This is a genomic window from Aerococcus viridans (assembly GCF_001543285.1).
GTDB classification, from domain to species: domain Bacteria; phylum Bacillota; class Bacilli; order Lactobacillales; family Aerococcaceae; genus Aerococcus; species Aerococcus viridans.
Window position 1 is genome coordinate 2075239 of sequence record NZ_CP014164.1, and the last position, 16688, is coordinate 2091926.

The following is a 16688-nucleotide window of genomic DNA, read 5'->3' on the forward strand; positions in this document are numbered from 1 at the left end:
TATTATGATAGTTATGTTTTATTAGATGCCAAATAAAAAAGCCAACAAAATATAGGCTTTTGCTGGCTTTCTCAAAAATCGAATCGTTCACATCGTTTTTTGTCTTTATAATAAACTAAAAATACTTTGTTTCTTTAGGTATATTTTCTACCGAAATCTCTCACTCATATCAAGAGAGCTGACATGACAGGTTGGATTCTATAAATTCCCTAACAAAGTCCGCATTTCTAGGAAGTCATCTGTTGTGCAGGTGGCTACAGTGTTTGGGACTTCTGTTGTACTGTAGTGGATAGCTTGCCATCCGGCTTGAATGGCCCCTTCGATGTCGTTTTGATAGTCGTCACCGACGAACAAGATTTCTTGAGGTGCAACATTTAAATCAGCAGCAATGGCGTCAAATACCTTGCGTTGTGGTTTTGACCCACCCATACTTTCAGAAATGTACCACTTATCCTTATCAATAAATTGATCGACACCTAGGTTGGTCAATTTATCTATTTGCGCTTCCGTTGACCCATTAGTTAAAACGAATAGCGTCATCCCTTTAGATAAGGCCGCTTCCATCAAGGCTACTAAGTCTTCGCTTAATCTTAATTGTTCTTGATATTGATTTTTCAGTTGGTTGAATTTTTTCGCAGTTGCTTGGTCAATTTCATGACCAAAATGTGCATATGTCTCAATGACCCGGTCATTTTTGAAGGCAGCTTCTGTCTTTTTGCCAGCCATAAAGGCTTGATATTCTTGCTCGGAGAATTCGGCGTAGACTTGATTGAAGGTCTCAAAATCAACGTCTAGATGGTGGTCTGTCGCCTGCATATCTCGGTAGGTTTCCTCATAGATGGTTAATCGGTTGTACAAGGTATCGTCTAAATCAAATCCAATTGCTTTCATATCTATCCCCTTTTCAATCATTTTCATATGATAACAAATAGCGGCCTTGAACGCACATATTACGAAAAAAGACGACCCAAGTCTGAAATTAGACCGGACCGTCAATTTGTCTACATTTTTTAGTAGATTTTGTCATTATCTTTTAAAATTTGAAAAAAGGATTTTGCTGAGTTTCTTATCGCCTTGCATTTCAAGCTGACAGGCACCGGCATATTGGTACTCATAAATGTACTGCTGGCCAATATTTTGAATACTTTTTAAGCTGGCTTGTTGGTAACCATTTTCACTAAGACTCGCTAAATCACCGCCTAAAAGACCTTCCAATTGCACTTTAAAATCTTCAAGTGCATTGGCTTTATAAACATCTCGGTCAGCTTTTAAATAATCAAAGACAGGTAAATCAGATACAATCGTGTTCACCTTGCTGGCTAATGCTTCAAGTAAGACGATCCCTTCTGTTTCCTCGTGCGTCATGAATAAATAGACATCTGCCATTTGATAGGCAACGCGGACCTGGTCACGGGGGATATAGCCGGCAAAAATCAAATTCGGCAACTCGGTGGCGATGGCTTTTTTGACATCTTTAGGTAAGGTATAAGGATTTGAATAGCCAAACCAAATAAAGGTAACATCTGGCATTTGCTTGGCCAATTCGACAAATTCAATAATCCCTTTACGCTCAATTTGTAGACCCACTGAAATGGCTACTTTCTGGTCCGGGCGCAGATTAAACCGCGCCCGCATGTTGGCCACTTCTTCTTGGCTAGCTTGCCAATAAGCTAGGTCAATCCCATTTGAAATGACATGGATAGGTTTATCGATATCGTATTTTTCAAGTAAGCTTTTAGCATACTGACTTGGCGTCAGGATCAGGTCTGCCGAGTTGTAGCAGGTGTTGAGCCAGTATTTAAATCCGAGCGATGCTTGGTTAGAAAAGGTGTAGGAATTCTTGAAATCTTCCATGGTTGAGTGGGCGTGGTAGATGACAGGTTTACCAGCGGCTTTTGCCTTTTTAGCAACAACAAGGGAATGAGGAAAGACGGTATTGGTGTGAACCATGTCGAAGTCATCCTTGTAGTTGGTTGTATAAGCAATGCCCGCAGATTCAAGGGCCATTTCCTGGTGCAACTGGGCGCGTCCTACCCCACTTTGTTGAATTGATTTCTTCATATCACTGTGCAATAAAATTTTCATCATAGACTCCTATATCCACTTACTCACTAGATCAACTAAAAAGATAGTTGAATAAGAGTAAATCAAAATGGTAACGGGTTTCCCTACTGCCAAGACTTGAACGAAACGCGACAGAGACAAATTGGTTAAACCAGCCACATAGCAAATCACATCAGCCGGCATAAAGGGCAAGATCAAACCTAAAATCAAGACCCGTTTAAAGCCCGACCGGTCATCCAGCCAACTTAAGGCCTTATTATAGTACTTATCTCCCACTAGCATATGGACCAAACTTCGGCCATACTTGCGGGCTAAGTAAAAGTTGAATATGGACCCTAGGAAAATGGGCATCAAGTTCCAAATAAAGCCCCAGACATCCCCAAACATGTATACACCAAGCGGGATGGTAATCGAACCAGGTATGACGGGCACAACGGTTTGGATAAATTGAATCACCACAAACATCAGCGGTGCGGCAATCCCAAAGTGGCCCATAAATCTTAAAAAGGCCACCTTATCTACTAACAAACCGTTCTGCCATGCCCAAACAATAAAGATTACAGTCGCAATCGTACCTAGAATATTCAGTAAATGAATCAACCGCTGTACGAATTGTTTACGATGCATATCCATAGCCAATCTCCCCTCAATAGTCTACGCTATTGTCTGAAATATTAATCACCTTTAGTATAACGTATTTCTTCGATTTTTATTGTAAACTTTTAAAAGGTAGAATCATAGGTCAAAAGTACCATTATAGATACAGAAAATAAAAAATAAACAAAAAAAGATAGCCCTATTGAGCTACCCCATTAGTCGGGAAAACAGGATTCGAACCTGCGACCCCTTGGTCCCAAACCAAGTGCTCTACCAAGCTGAGCTATTTCCCGCTATTAAAAAAATAAACATGCACCCAGCAGGATTCGAACCTGCAACCGCCTGATTCGTAGTCAGGTACTCTATCCAGTTGAGCCATGGGTGCATAAATATAAAATGCCGAGGACCGGGGTCGAACCGGTACGAGGTTAACCCTCGCAGGATTTTAAGTCCTGTGCGTCTGCCTATTCCGCCACCCCGGCATATTATAAAAAGTATTTAAATGTTTTGTCTTTTAGACAAAGCGGAAAACGGGGTTCGAACCCGCGACCCCCACCTTGGCAAGGTGGTGCTCTACCACTGAGCTATTTCCGCGTGTTTTTTGTGTCATCAACTGACGACTAGATAAGAATATCATCTGATAGCAAAGATGTCAATAACATTTCCGAAAAAAGTTTAAAAAACATGAAAAAACATTTTTTTACCTTCCGAAAATAGGCAAATGGAGGCGATTGGCAGAAAGTTTAGGTAAGATCCTTACAGTTCCCCATTTTCAGCTTTAAGCTTTATGCTTTAGTAACGTACTATTCCATGATCATGTCGTATTGACTTGCTGTTAGATCTACCTTAGTATGCAAGTCTTCTCTAACCCCCGTCGCACTCCCCCGTAATTGAGGCGGTGTATAAGGAATCAGATCTTCTTCAAAATAAATTGTTCCAAGAGATAAGGAAATGCCAATTGAGCTATCTTCTTTTCCTTCAAAGGCAGGCAAGGAAGCTAATTCATCGAATACAGCCATAAAATTTTCTTCAGAATCCAAATGTTTAGCCTGGCGACCAATATAGCCCCGTGATTCGCCAGGCGCTCGATAGGTTTCAACATAGTGTATTTCCCCAGTTACATAGCCGGTAATCCCCGCACCAATAGTCAATATTATCAAAAGCAAGCATGCATGCCCAATAAATTTCTCCACTATCCTTCACCTCTTTAAAATCCACAATACAATCCACTTATGCTGAAAACTGAAATTCTTTATTCTATTTATAGCAAATTCCTTGAAAACACTACCTTGGATGATCATTATTCTTTTAAATTCATCCTACTTGTATTACATTTATTTTTAACCCATATTAAAAAACGCCATTGAATCAGTGTTTTTTGAGAATTCACATTTTCTTCAATATTTTATCTCAAATCTTCACGGGAAATTCAAAGGTACACGCTATTATATAAGCATACCCAATATAAAAAATTTTCTTCATAAATCTTTCTCCTCCCAAACGAAAGATTATAAAGTAAACCACCTACCGCTTCCCAACGGTAGGTGGTTTTTTTATGCCCCATAAAAACCGCCCATCATAAGATAGGCGGTTTTCAAATCTATTCTTCTATCAACAATTGGTATACGGCCCCAATCAAGTTGGCTTCACTACCATATTTACACAAACCAATCTCAATCGGTTCAAATGAATTTTTGAACCATTCTACATGGTCTCTTATTTCATTATACTTATTTTGAATGCCTTCTAATAATAGTGGTTGAGCGGAGATTCCACCACCAAAAATAACGCGGTCAAGATCTAAAGAAATTTGTAGGGTATGGATGATATAAACGATATCTTGGCAATATTGTTCGAATAAGGCTGTAACTTCAGGATTGTCCCCCTCTTCTAAGGCTTGGAAAACTTCCTCCCCGTCACCAGGTGCTAATCCTAATAACGCTCTTGATTTGTTGATAGAGATAACGGCAGATCCGCGCCTTCCCATTGCGTTCTCTGTGGTCATATCGTTAGAAGATGCATACATATAGAACAGTTCGCCCGCTTGGAAATGACTGCCTTGGTGCAGTTGCCCATTTAAAACAATCCCACCACCAACACCCGTTCCTATTAGTAAAACTAAGCCATTTTTAACATCTGTTAAGTGCCCTTGCCATAATTCAGCTTGAGCTGCTGCCTTGCCGTCGTTAATAGCCACCGCTGGTAGGGCAAAATTTTCTTTAATAAAGTGTTTAAAATTTAAGCCATCGATAAAAGGAATTGCGCCCCCAACATGGACGACACCTGTTTCTGAAATCACCTGCCCTGGTGCAGAAAAACCAACTCCTTTTAGCTGGTCCCCCACCTGTGCCGTGCTTGATTAACAATATCAATGATAGCTAATTTTAAATCAGGCAAGTTCTGTGGCGTTTTCCGCTTATATTGGTTGGTAATCTGACCCAATTTGTCTACCAATCCTGATTTAATATTTGTCCCGCCGATATCAATGCTTAAATATAGTGCTTGTGCTGTCATTAAACCGCCTCCAATAATGTAATCGCTTACGATATATTGCAACCATTTTACGCTAACATGTAGCAAAAAAAACAGAAAATACACTCTGGTTCTGATCACACACCTTTAAATATGCGCTTCTATCAGGTCTGCCAACATCTGCGTTTGCTTAGGTAGTGGTACGTAAGCTTGGGGCGGGATTTTTACAATAGGTTTGGCCATCCGGTGGGCAAATTTGGCTAAGTTGTCAAAATACATCCGGGTCTGTGGGCTGACTAGATATAAATCAAATTGATCCTCTTCAATTGCCTTTTGTCCGGCATAGATGGAGGTTGCGGCGACCTCGATGTCTGTACCCTGTGTTTGAAATAGTGCGGTTGCCTTCTTAGCGACTAGTGACGATGACATCCCACCTGCGCATACAATTAATACTTTTTTCACTTATATACCCTCCAGTCCTACTTGTGTCCACAAAGGGTTCGCAAGGAAATGAAATCCTTTGCACCATTATCCATTTCCTTTCTCAAAGATACAAGAAAAACCGAGTAGGATCTTTCCCCACTCGGCCCTTCTTGATTATGCAAATGTGTTCAATATTTAACGAATACTTACTGGTCTAAGTGCCAGATGTCTTTGTTGTATTCTGCAATCGTACGGTCTGCTGAGAAGTAACCTGCGTTCGCGATATTAATTAATGAACGACGTGTCCAGTCGCGACGGTCTTCGTAATCCAAGTAGACTTTTTCTTTCACGTCAATGAATTCCTCTAGGTCGATCAAGGCCATGAAGTAGTCCTTGCTGGTCATGTCTTTATATAGACGGTTCAGACGTTCAGGAATACCGTAAGCCATCAATTCATCTGAGATAATGAAATCAACGATTGGTTGAATACGTTCTTGTTTGTAGTAGTCTTGTGGGTCGTAACCATCTGTAGCGTATAGGTTTACGATTTCTTCACTTGATTTACCAAATGGATAAACGTTCTCTTCACCTACTTGTTCAGCGATTTCAACGTTGGCACCATCCCAAGTCATGATAGTTAATGCCCCATTTAACATGAATTTCATGTTACCAGTACCAGATGCTTCTTTAGAAGCTAATGAGATTTGCTCAGAGATATTGGCTGCTGGAATTAAGTATTCCGCTTCAGACACGTTGTAGTTGTCTACGAATACTACTTTCAAGTGTGGTGCCACGTCTAAGTCATTTTCAATTAATTCTGATAACGACAAGATTAAATGAATAATATCTTTAGCAATTGTGTATGCTGGTGCTGCTTTACCACCGAAAATAATGGTAATTGGCGTTCCAGGAATGTTCCCTGCTTTAATTTCATGATATTTGTAGATGATGTATAGGGCCAACATTTGTTGGCGCTTGTACTCATGAATACGTTTAATTTGAACATCTACAATTGAATGACGGTCAATATTAATACCACGTGTACGTTGCAAGTGGTCTGCCAAGGCATTTTTATTTTCTCTCTTGATGCGACGTAATTCATCTAATGCCTTATCATCATTTTCGAATGCTAATAAGTCTGTTAAGTCAGCATCTTCACGCCATTTTGTCCCAATGTGTTCATCAATAAAGTTTGTTAACGACGGGTTAGCTGCCATTAACCAACGACGGAAAGTAATCCCGTTTGTTTTATTTGAGAATTTTTCAGGATAAATCTCATAAAAATGGTTTAACTCGTTATTTTTCAATATTTCTGTATGTAAAGCGGCAACCCCGTTGATTGAGAATCCAAAGTGAATCGCAATCGATGCCATATGCACAGTACCCCATTCATCAATGATGTGAACTGCTTCATTATCTGGGAATTGATCTTTAATGATTTCGTCTAGCTGTACAATGATTTCAGCAATCTCTGGTACAACTTCATGAATATCAGCTAATGGCCATTTTTCCAAGGCTTCTGAAAGAATCGTATGGTTAGTGAAAGCAACCACATTGCGTGTGATTTCTACTGCTTCTTCAAAATCAATGCCATGTTCCGTTGTTAATAAGCGAACGAATTCTGGAATAATAAATGTCGGATGCGTATCGTTAATTTGTACAACAACATATTCTGCTAAGTCATGGATGTTAGACCCACGCTCGATCGCTTCTTGAATAGCTAATTGAGCACCATTTGAGACCATGAAATATTGTTGATAGATACGTAATAAGTTCCCGTTACGGTCAGAGTCATCTGGATATAGGAATAAGGTCAAGTTCTCTTCAATCTGAGTCTTGTCAAAATTAATAGAACCTTCTTCGATAATTTCTGGATTTACTGTATCTAAGTCAAATAAGCGTAATTTATTGACGTTTGGTTGGTTGTAACCAGGCACATCAATTTCATATAGCGTTGATTGTAAAGTGAATTGACCAAACGGCACCTTGTAAGAAATGTCAGATTTTTTTAGCCACGTTGGATGGTCTAACCATTCATCGGGTTGGTAAGATTGTTTATTATTCTCAAAGTATTGGCGGAATAACCCGAAGTGGTAATTTAATCCTACCCCATCACCGTTCAACCCTAAAGTGGCAATTGAGTCTAGGAAGCAAGCTGCTAGACGGCCCAAACCACCATTTCCTAGTGACGGCTCTGCTTCAGCTTCTTCAACTTCAGCAAGAGAAGTCCCGTTTTCCGCTAATTCAGCGGCTACTTCATCGTATAAACCTAAGTTTAAAAGGTTGTTTGATAGTAATTTACCAATTAAAAATTCAGCAGAAATATAATAAAGTTTACGTTTACCTTGATTTTGTGGCATTGCAGCTGTTTTTTCTTGAACAAGGTCTAATAAAATTTTGTAGATTTCAGCGTGTGACAACTCGCTTAGCTCTTGATTAAATTGCGCTTTTGCACGTTCGTTTAAATTTAACATGATTGTCTCCTTATCTTTAACTGTGTATCAGTAAGTTCAAAATTTTCCAATTATTACATTCAACTAATCATTATCTTCAGGTAAAAAGGCCGCCTCCGCTGCTATACTATTTGTACCATTATTTTGATCATCTTGACTAACGAAAGCTTGATTTACTCTAAAGTATGTTTCAGTGACTGAACGCAAACGTTCTTCAAGGTCGACCGTAAAGTCTTCTTGACGGACTCGCCAGTCCCAGTTGCCGCCAATTGTAGACGGGATGTTAATCCGGCCTTCAGGTCCCAACCGTAACAAGTCGTTCATCATATAGATAGCTAATCTTGACGGCGATGCGGCGATCCCTCGAACAAAAGCGTCTGATGGGTGTTCCCCTACACCACGGTTCAAGTATTGGTCCGCTTGGTCTCGGTCTGCTTGGCTTGCCTGGTTCATATACCAGTCATAGGCTTGCATGGAATCATGGGTTGACGCATAAGCCACTGAATTAACTGGATAGTGATGTGGTAAGTCTTCTGAGTCTTGCCCATAGAAGCCATTCTGCAAGACTTTCATACCTGGATAACCAGTCTGGTCTCGCATGTCGTTGACAGCTTGGGTCATAAAGCCTAAATCTTCGGCGATGACTTTAATGTCACCTAATTCTTTCTTGAATTGGTCGAAAATCTTATTGCCCGGCCCCTTCTGCCATGAACCTGAGGCAGCTGTTGGCGAACCAAATGGCACTGCCCAGTAGCTTTCAAAGCCACGGAAGTGGTCAATCCTTACCACGTCATATAGTTTGAAGCTTTCCTTCATCCGCAAGATCCACCATGCATAATCCGTTTCTTCCATGTAGTCCCAGTCGTAAATAGGGTTGCCCCAATATTGACCGTCAGCCGAATAGAAATCCGGTGGCACACCAGCAACCAGTGACGGATTGTTCTTCTCGTCAGTAAGGAATAATTCCGGTTGTGTCCACATTTCAACTGAATCGCGGGCCACATAAATTGGAATGTCTCCAATGATTTCGATGTGGTTGTCATTGGCATATTCTTTTAAAGCTTTATATTGTTGGTTAAACCAAAATTGGGTTACCAGGTGGTATTCATACCGCTCAATATGGGCCTCGCAGAATTGTGTGACCACCGCTTCATCATAGTTCCGCAAGTTCGTTGGCCATTCATACCAAGGGTTTTGCCCCTGTTCTTCCTTAACCGTCATGTATTGGGCGAATGGCACTAACCAAAATTGATTTTCTTCATAGAATTGTAAGAATTCTTTGTCATTGTAAGCTTTTGCTTGCACAAAATTAGCCACGGCTTTTTCTAGAATAGGTCTTCTCTTTTGGAAAATGGTATTGTAAGCCACTTTCTTAGGATCATCACCAAAGTTGACCTCTTGATAGTCAGCTTGGTTTAGGTAGCCCTTTTTCATTAATAGGTCAAAATCAATAAAATGGGTGTTGCCGGCAAAGGCTGAAAATGATTGGTAAGGCGAGTCCCCGTATGACGTTGTAGTCAGTGGTAGAATTTGCCAGTATTGTTGCTTGGTTTTGACTAGAAAGTCGACAAATTCATAGGCTGACGCGCCAAATGAGCCGATACCAAATTGATTTGGTAGGGAAGATATGTGTAAAACGACACCACTTGCTCTTTCCATGCTTGAACCTCCTGTTTGCTGTTGATGTTTAATAGCTTTTCGCTTAATTCACTTTTATTTTACATGAAGCGCTTACACAATGCAACCGATTTCGTAAACTTTTTTGAATAATATTGAAAGCGGTATCAATTTTCGGTATAATAAATGCAACAAGCAGAGAGGATAACACTTTATGGCAATTACAATTCGAGATGTCGCTAAAAGAGCGGGTGTAGCGCCTTCCACCGTTTCACGGGTGATCGCTGACAACCCTTCGATTAGTGAAAAAACTAAAAATAAAGTGCGCGCTGTGATGAAGGAAATGAATTATTTTCCAAACATTTATGCGCAAGGGCTTGCAAGTGCCCATTCTAAAACATTTGGCCTTGTCCTACCCCTAGCCACTGACGCCTTTTACCAAAACCCCTTCTTCCCGACCGTCTTACGTGGGATTAATTTTGAGATGGCCAAACATGATTATTCTATCCTGCTTTCAGTTGGTTTAGATGATGATCAACGGCAAAAGCACATTGAAAAAATCGTGAATGGCAAGCAAGTTGAGGGCCTGATTTTTCTATATGCTTCAAAAAATGACCCCCTATTGCGGTTCGCCCAGAAAGTCAACTGTCCAGCCGTTGTCATCGGGTCGCCCGACAACACTAAAGTTCATTTCGTGGATAATGACAATGAACTGATTGGTTACCAAGCTACTAAGTCGCTGATACAACAAGGGTGTACCCGGATTGCCTATGTCGGTGGGGATATGAACCAGTTCTTTATTGCCGACCGTCACAATGGCTACAAACGGGCTTTGGAAGGTGCGGGTATTATTTATGACCCTAGCTTGATTTATAACGATATCAACTTCTTACCAAGTGATGGTTATGAATTAGCTCAAAATAAAATTGATTTTAGTCAAATTGACGGCCTGGTTATTTCCGATGAGTTGGTTGCTGAAGGGATTCGGAATTATCTGGATACCCAGGACATTCAAGATGTCCATCTGATTACTTTTTCAGCCTACCGCCAAGGCAATACCCAGTCGATGATTAAGACTTCTTATGTCAACCTGAATTCACATATTATCGGTTCAAGGGCCGTGGATATTTTATTTGAAGCCTTAGATCCAGACCAAGCTAGCACACGATTCATTCATGAATATGTCGACGCTGACTTACATACAACTTAATCAAACAACGTTAAAGACTGTAATTACTTGCAGTCTTTTTATTATGGTTAGTGACTTAATACTTCGTATTTTTTGAACTTCCAAAATTATTAGATTTTAAGAATGTATTGTACTTTTTCTAATTATGGATGTCTTTAATAAAGCTATAACGCAAAAAAGCCATGAAAACGAATCATGACTTCTTTCGAATTATCCTTATTTAAAACATTAATCTTTGAGTCTTTTTTTAAATGATAAGTCTAAAAACACCTTACTCTATCGTCAAATTAAAGCATTACTACCACAAATATGCTTTTAGCTTAACCAATATCAATAATCGTATTTTATAATTCGAGTTTTAGCTTCTACTCCTAATACCCGAGACTGACGCTTTCCTAACATGCCTACGTAGTCAGAACAGCCCTCAGAATTTTTTTCTGAGGGCTGTTCCGCTGCTAGTCGTGTTATTCAGGACAGACAGGTGTCCACTCAAAAATATTTTGCGCCACACTTTGTATGTCACGCACTATTTTTCCAAGGACTACTGTCTAAACGCCCTGGACTACATCCTAATTTTAAGGGAATGATAGAGAAAGCAAGGAGCCCAGGGTTTGTTAACACTATTAAATTTGATGAAGCACTTTTAAACTAAATAAAGTTTTTAAGCTAAAATACTATCAATCAATTGCATGACTTGGCGGACTTCTTCGTTTTTGACGATGGGTTCTGCGCCTAGTGTGACAACATCATAGAAGTTGCGGTAGAAGGAAACGTCTGCTGGCTTGCTTTCTGGTAATGGTAAGGTCTCAGTGACGCCATCAACTGGTGGTGCCATTGTTTTGGTCAAACCGACGCCTGCTCTAATCGGTGATGGTTTATTTTCCACATCATTACCGGTTGCTTTCACGATGCGCCCGTTCATTTCCCAGTCTTCAATGATGGCTGTTCCTTGGTTACCTTTGATATACCAACGAGGCAGGCTAATGAAGTTAGATGTCCCCACTTCAACATGGGCGCGGATGCCGTTTTCAAAGGTGATATAAGCCATAAATCCGTCGTCTACTTCGTCGCCGAGGATATAAGATAAGTCTGAGTAAACGGACTTGATTGGTGAATCTACTAGCCACAATAGTTGATCAAATAAATGGATTCCCCAGTCTAAGACCATACCGCCACCGTGGGCTTTTAGATGGCGCCAGTCGCCTGGAATGCCATTAGCGCCATGGACGCGTGATTCAATCTGGAAGACGTCTCCAACGGCTTGACGCTTTGTGAATATGTCTTTGACTTGTAAGAAATCTGGGTCCCAACGACGGTTTTGGTGCACCATGAGTACGCGTCCTGTTTCTTCAGCTACGGCGATCATTTCGTCGAATTCTTCGGTATTCATGGCGACTGGTTTTTCACAGATCACATGTTTACCGGACTTCATGGCACGAATAGCTAGTTCTTTATGGCTGTCGTTAGGTGTAGCGATTAAAACTGCATCGACTTTCGGGTCATCTAAAATGGCATCAAAGGCTGGATAGACGTAAGTGCCCGTTTCTTCCGCCACGTCTTTTCGGCTCTGATCGATGTCGTAAGTCCCCACCACTTGTAAGTAGTCGGCTTCAGCTGGAATCAGGCCGTGGACATGGTAGGTCCCCATGCCACCGTAGCCAACAGTTGCGATGTTTAATTTATTATTTACTTGTTTTGTCATCTATGCCCACCACATTTCTTGGGGTTGGTCTCGCATCAGAACAGATTTCAGGTTGGTAATGGCCCGGTCTAGTCCTTCACCTACAGACATAATTGGGTCTTCATGTTCAATTGAAAGCACGTAATCGTAGCCGTAAATCCGCAATTGGGCCAACATTTGTGACCATTCGGACATTGGGTGCCCTTCACCGACACTTCTAAAGGTCCAGGCACGACTAGCAACATCTTGATAAGGTTGCATATCGGTTAAACCATACATATTGATATTGTCTTGGTCTAAATAAGTATCTTTAGCATGGAAGTGGTTGATAGCACCCGCTTTACCCAATATTTTAATGGCTGCGACTGGGTCAATCCCTTGCCACCACATATGCGATGGGTCAAAGTTACAACCAATATTGTCCCCTGCTTCAGACCGTAAACGTAACATGGTTGCTGGTGTATGGGCTAAAAATCCACCGTGCATTTCAATCCCGATGTTAACGCCCGCTGCCCCTGCTTCTTGGTTAATGTCCTTCCAGTAAGGGACTAAGACTTGGTCCCATTGGTAGTGGTAGGCATCTGCATACTCTGTTGGCCAAGGAATGACAGGCCAGTTAACATGGGTATCTGTCGCGTTTCCGCCCCCAACACCTGAGAAGCCATTTACCACTGGCACGTTCAATAAGGATGCCAGTTTGATGGTTTTTCTAAGCAATTCATCATGGGCTTGTGCTTGTACTTTATCCGGCGAAATAGGGTTACCGTGCGCCGATAGGGCCGAAATAGATAAGCCACGGTCCGCCACTTTTTGTAGATAATCCTTTCTAGCGTCACTAGATGCTAAAAGGGTATCAATCTTCAAATGAGCATCCCCTGGGCTAGCACCCGTACCAATTTCTACAGTTTCTAATCCTTTTTCTGCTACTTGATCTAACATCTCTTCAAAGGATAAATCATTAAATAACGGGGTAAATACGCCTAATTTCATAAAATCCTCCTATACTCATCTAATTTCTTTACTTCAATTTTTAAACTTTATTATTTGTTTCAATAGGAAAATGACCATATGTAGGCCTTTCAGTCAGAGGTGCTGCCCAGTGGACGGCATTTTTAATGACCTGCTGGATAGTTGGATGATAATAAGTCGGAAAAGTTTCATGCCCAGGATGGAAGTAGAAAATCTTCCCATTCCCGCGCCGATAAGTCATACCACCACGGAAAACTTCTCCATTTGGATAGCCAGTAATAAAGATTAATTCATCCGGCGCTGGAACATCAAAGTGTTCTCCATACATTTCTTCTTGGTCTAAATCAATCCACTCGCCCACACCCTGGGTAATTGGGTGAGACGGATTCACATTCCACACCTTGGCAGAAAGACCGTCCTCGCGCCATTTTAAGTCACAAGTCGTGCCCATTAATTTCTGGAATATTTTAGAAAAATGACCCGAATGCAAGACAATCAGCCCCATGCCTTCCAAAATGCGCTGGTGAACCCGGTCAACAATCTCATCTGCCACTTCATCGTGCGCCATATGTCCCCACCAAAGGAGGACATCCGTTTGATTTAAGACTTCCTCGGTCAAGCCGTGTTCTGGCTGGTCTAAAGTCGCCATATTGACTAGAAAGTCTGCCGTTAAGAAACTGGCTAAGGCTTCATGAATACCCTCTGGATAGACAGCTTTCACGTCCTCATCCGTCAATTCATGACGAAACTCATTCCATACTGTTACTCGAATCATTAGAATCCTCCTATTGATTTAGAAATACGGGTTGTCCAGTTTTCGCTGATTGATAAATGGCTTCTAGAATTTCAGTCACTATCAAAGCTTCTCGCGGTTTTACAACCGGCTCTGTATCATGAATAATGGCTTGAATCCACTGCTCTGCTTCCAACACTTCGGGGTCATCAGCATCCCCTTCAAAGAAGTCAACTGCACCTGGGTCAACAATGACTTGCTTGTCGAATAATAGGCCATGGTCTTCACCATTAATTGTTAACCCATCGTTCATATCCGCACCACCCTTAGTCCCGTGCAAGGTCGTTTTCGCCTCACCTGACTTAACGGTATTTAAGGCCCACGATGATTCTAGATAAATGCTCGCACCATTTTCCATGACGATATACCCAAAGGCTGAGTCTTCTACGTTAAATTCTTTGGGATCCCAAGAACCAAAGGCATTTGCAGCATTTTCTGTATCAGCTAATTTTCTATAAGTATTTCCGACGACGTATTTGGGCTGATAATTGTCCATCATCCATAAAGTTAGATCAAGCGCATGAGTACCGATGTCAATTAAAGGACCTCCGCCTTGCGCTTCCTCATCAAGGAATACACCCCAAGTTGGGACAGCACGACGACGAATAGCATGCGCTTTAGCATTGTAAATTTCTCCTAATTGACCCTCTTGGCAGATGGCTTTTAGGTATTGGCTGTCCTTTCTAAAACGGTTTTGATAGCCGATGGTTAGTTTTTTACCGTTTCGTTCAGCCGCTTCGATCATCGCGCGACCCTCTTCTGCTGTTTTGGCCATTGGTTTTTCGCACATTACGTGGTTGCCTGCATCAAGCGCTGCAATGGATAATTCTGCATGCGTCGCATTTGGGGTACAGACATGAACCACATCTAAGCTTTCTTCAGCCAACATATTCTGGTAATCGGTATATACATTGGATTCGTTAGTCCCAAATTTGGCTTTTCCAGCTAGGGCCCGGTCTTCGACCAAATCACAAAAAGCCACCAATTCTACCTCTTCAACTTGGGCTAAGGCCGGTAAATGCTTCTGCATCCCGATGCCTCCGCATCCGATAATGCCTACCTTTAATTTTGTTACTGATTCTGTCATGTGAATCCTCCTTATAAAATATCATCTCAATCTAATGCAACCGGTTTCTTTATTTTCGATAGAAAAAGGCACATACGGTTCGTGTTAAGATTCGCATGTACCTCGGTTGTGCTATTTAATTACTTTGCCTGTTTCAACATCGAAGAAGTGGGCCTTATTCATGTTAAAGGCGATCTTGATGGTTGTACCAACTTCGTGGTAGTCACGGGCATCTACCACAGCAATGAACTCTTGTCCTTTAACATCTAAGTATAGGATAGACGTTGCCCCTGTTAATTCGGATACCGTAATGGTTGGTTCGACAACCGTTTCTGGTGTAGCGTCTAAAGCCAATTGTTCAGACTGCATATCTTCTGGACGAATACCAAAAGTCACTGTTTTGCCGTCATAACCTTTCTCATCTAAAATGCGCCGAGATGGTGGGGCCACTTCAAGCTTTGTGCCACCTCCTAAATGAATATGGCCAGCTTCATACTTCACATCCACTAGGTTCATGGCAGGTGATCCCATGAAGGCTGCTACAAAGGCATTTTCTGGGTTGTTATAGACTTCAAGCGGTGTCCCTACTTGTTGGATTTCACCAGCATTCATGATGACAATCCGGTCAGCCAAAGTCATGGCTTCTGTTTGATCATGGGTTACATAGATGATGGTTGTGTTTAAACGCTTATGTAATTTAGCGATCTCAGACCGCATGTGAACCCGTAATTTGGCATCCAAGTTGGATAAAGGCTCATCCATCAAGAAGGCTTTAGGTTGACGGACTACTGCACGTCCTAAGGCTACACGTTGACGTTGCCCACCAGATAAGGCGGCTGGTTTACGTTCTAATAAGTCCGTGATTTGCAGTAATTCTGCCGCTTCATCCACGCGCGAATCAATTTCTTTCTTGTCTACTTTACGCAATTTCAAACCGAATGCCATGTTTTCACGCACAGTCATATGTGGGTATAGGGCATAGTTTTGGAATACCATGGCGATGTCACGGGTTTTAGGTGCCACATCGTTAACGACTTGTCCGTCAATGACCAAGTCCCCTTTGGTAATATCTTCCAAACCGGCTACCATCCGTAAGGTTGTCGATTTTCCGCATCCGGAAGGGCCTACGAAAACAATAAATTCGTTGTCTTTAATATCTAAATTGAAGTCCGTTACCGAAAACTTCTCCGCATTGTCGTATTTTTTATAAATATGATTTAATTTTATTTCAGCCACAAGGCATTCTCCTATCTTCAAAAATGCACAGTTCAATTGTCATTTTCTTAAACTTGTTAAAGGTGGTACATGATCCATTTAAAGCATCTGGTCTAGGTTCAAACAGGCTTCAAAATCATACTGGATGA

At 41.4% G+C, this 16688-nt stretch carries 15 protein-coding genes and 4 tRNA genes; 1 reads left to right on the top strand and 18 read right to left on the bottom strand.

Features of this window, described 5'->3' with window-relative positions:
* Window positions 1-198: 198 nt before the first annotated feature.
* The 13 genes from AWM76_RS09690 to malQ all read right to left on the bottom strand — a co-directional run bounded on the left by AWM76_RS09690 (window position 199) and on the right by malQ (window position 9668).
* A complete protein-coding gene (locus tag AWM76_RS09690; RefSeq protein ID WP_106427322.1) occupies window positions 199-891 on the bottom strand; it encodes an HAD family hydrolase in 693 nt (230 codons plus the stop codon).
* 135 nt (window positions 892-1026) lie between these two features.
* Window positions 1027-2085 carry a glycosyltransferase gene (locus AWM76_RS09695; RefSeq protein WP_039935916.1) on the bottom strand — a complete coding sequence of 353 codons (1059 nt, stop codon included), beginning with the start codon at window positions 2083-2085 and terminating at the stop codon, window positions 1027-1029.
* 9 nt (window positions 2086-2094) lie between these two features.
* Entirely contained in the window at window positions 2095-2697 is a 603-nt protein-coding gene (locus AWM76_RS09700) for a TVP38/TMEM64 family protein (protein WP_003143184.1), read from the bottom strand.
* Between the two features lie 183 nt (window positions 2698-2880).
* Window positions 2881-2954: transfer RNA gene (locus tag AWM76_RS09705), tRNA-Pro, on the bottom strand.
* Between the two features lie 18 nt (window positions 2955-2972).
* A tRNA-Arg gene (locus AWM76_RS09710) sits at window positions 2973-3046 on the bottom strand.
* Window positions 3047-3058: 12 nt separating this feature from the next.
* Window positions 3059-3143, bottom strand: a tRNA-Leu gene (locus tag AWM76_RS09715).
* A 40-nt stretch (window positions 3144-3183) separates the two neighbouring features.
* A tRNA-Gly gene (locus AWM76_RS09720) sits at window positions 3184-3255 on the bottom strand.
* Window positions 3256-3464: 209 nt separating this feature from the next.
* Complete coding sequence (locus tag AWM76_RS09725; protein ID WP_003143185.1) at window positions 3465-3854, bottom strand: hypothetical protein; 390 nt, start codon at window positions 3852-3854, stop codon at window positions 3465-3467.
* Between the two features lie 407 nt (window positions 3855-4261).
* Window positions 4262-5005, bottom strand: coding sequence for an ROK family protein (locus AWM76_RS09730; RefSeq protein ID WP_003143187.1), 744 nt, complete (start codon window positions 5003-5005; stop codon window positions 4262-4264).
* Window positions 4990-5175, bottom strand: a complete 186-nt coding sequence (locus AWM76_RS09735) for an ROK family protein (protein ID WP_050774125.1) — start codon at window positions 5173-5175, stop codon at window positions 4990-4992. The genes AWM76_RS09730 and AWM76_RS09735 overlap by 16 nt, the downstream gene beginning before the upstream one ends.
* A gap of 105 nt (window positions 5176-5280) precedes the next feature.
* Window positions 5281-5595 carry a PTS cellobiose transporter subunit IIB gene (locus AWM76_RS09740; protein ID WP_003143190.1) on the bottom strand — a complete coding sequence of 105 codons (315 nt, stop codon included), beginning with the start codon at window positions 5593-5595 and terminating at the stop codon, window positions 5281-5283.
* 167 nt (window positions 5596-5762) lie between these two features.
* A complete protein-coding gene (locus AWM76_RS09745; protein ID WP_003143192.1) occupies window positions 5763-8030 on the bottom strand; it encodes a glycogen/starch/alpha-glucan phosphorylase in 2268 nt (755 codons plus the stop codon).
* Window positions 8031-8093: 63 nt separating this feature from the next.
* The gene (gene malQ / locus AWM76_RS09750; protein ID WP_003143194.1) at window positions 8094-9668 is read right to left on the bottom strand and encodes a 4-alpha-glucanotransferase; all 1575 of its coding nucleotides are present in this window, start codon (window positions 9666-9668) and stop codon (window positions 8094-8096) included.
* 172 nt (window positions 9669-9840) lie between these two features.
* Here malQ and AWM76_RS09755 point away from each other — a divergent pair, with 172 nt between their 5' ends.
* Window positions 9841-10836, top strand: coding sequence for a LacI family DNA-binding transcriptional regulator (locus AWM76_RS09755; protein WP_003143196.1), 996 nt, complete (start codon window positions 9841-9843; stop codon window positions 10834-10836).
* 640 nt (window positions 10837-11476) lie between these two features.
* On the opposite strand, the gene AWM76_RS09760 is transcribed toward AWM76_RS09755, so the two are convergent.
* From AWM76_RS09760 to AWM76_RS09780, 5 genes are all read right to left on the bottom strand, one after another.
* A complete protein-coding gene (locus AWM76_RS09760; protein WP_003143197.1) occupies window positions 11477-12517 on the bottom strand; it encodes a Gfo/Idh/MocA family protein in 1041 nt (346 codons plus the stop codon).
* Complete coding sequence (locus tag AWM76_RS09765) at window positions 12518-13486, bottom strand: sugar phosphate isomerase/epimerase family protein (RefSeq protein ID WP_003143199.1); 969 nt, start codon at window positions 13484-13486, stop codon at window positions 12518-12520.
* 40 nt (window positions 13487-13526) lie between these two features.
* The gene (locus tag AWM76_RS09770) at window positions 13527-14240 is read right to left on the bottom strand and encodes a ThuA domain-containing protein (protein WP_003143200.1); all 714 of its coding nucleotides are present in this window, start codon (window positions 14238-14240) and stop codon (window positions 13527-13529) included.
* Between the two features lie 10 nt (window positions 14241-14250).
* Window positions 14251-15345, bottom strand: a complete 1095-nt coding sequence (locus tag AWM76_RS09775; RefSeq protein ID WP_003143201.1) for a Gfo/Idh/MocA family protein — start codon at window positions 15343-15345, stop codon at window positions 14251-14253.
* A 111-nt stretch (window positions 15346-15456) separates the two neighbouring features.
* A complete protein-coding gene (locus tag AWM76_RS09780) occupies window positions 15457-16560 on the bottom strand; it encodes an ABC transporter ATP-binding protein (protein ID WP_003143202.1) in 1104 nt (367 codons plus the stop codon).
* Between the last annotated feature and the right edge of the window lie 128 nt (window positions 16561-16688).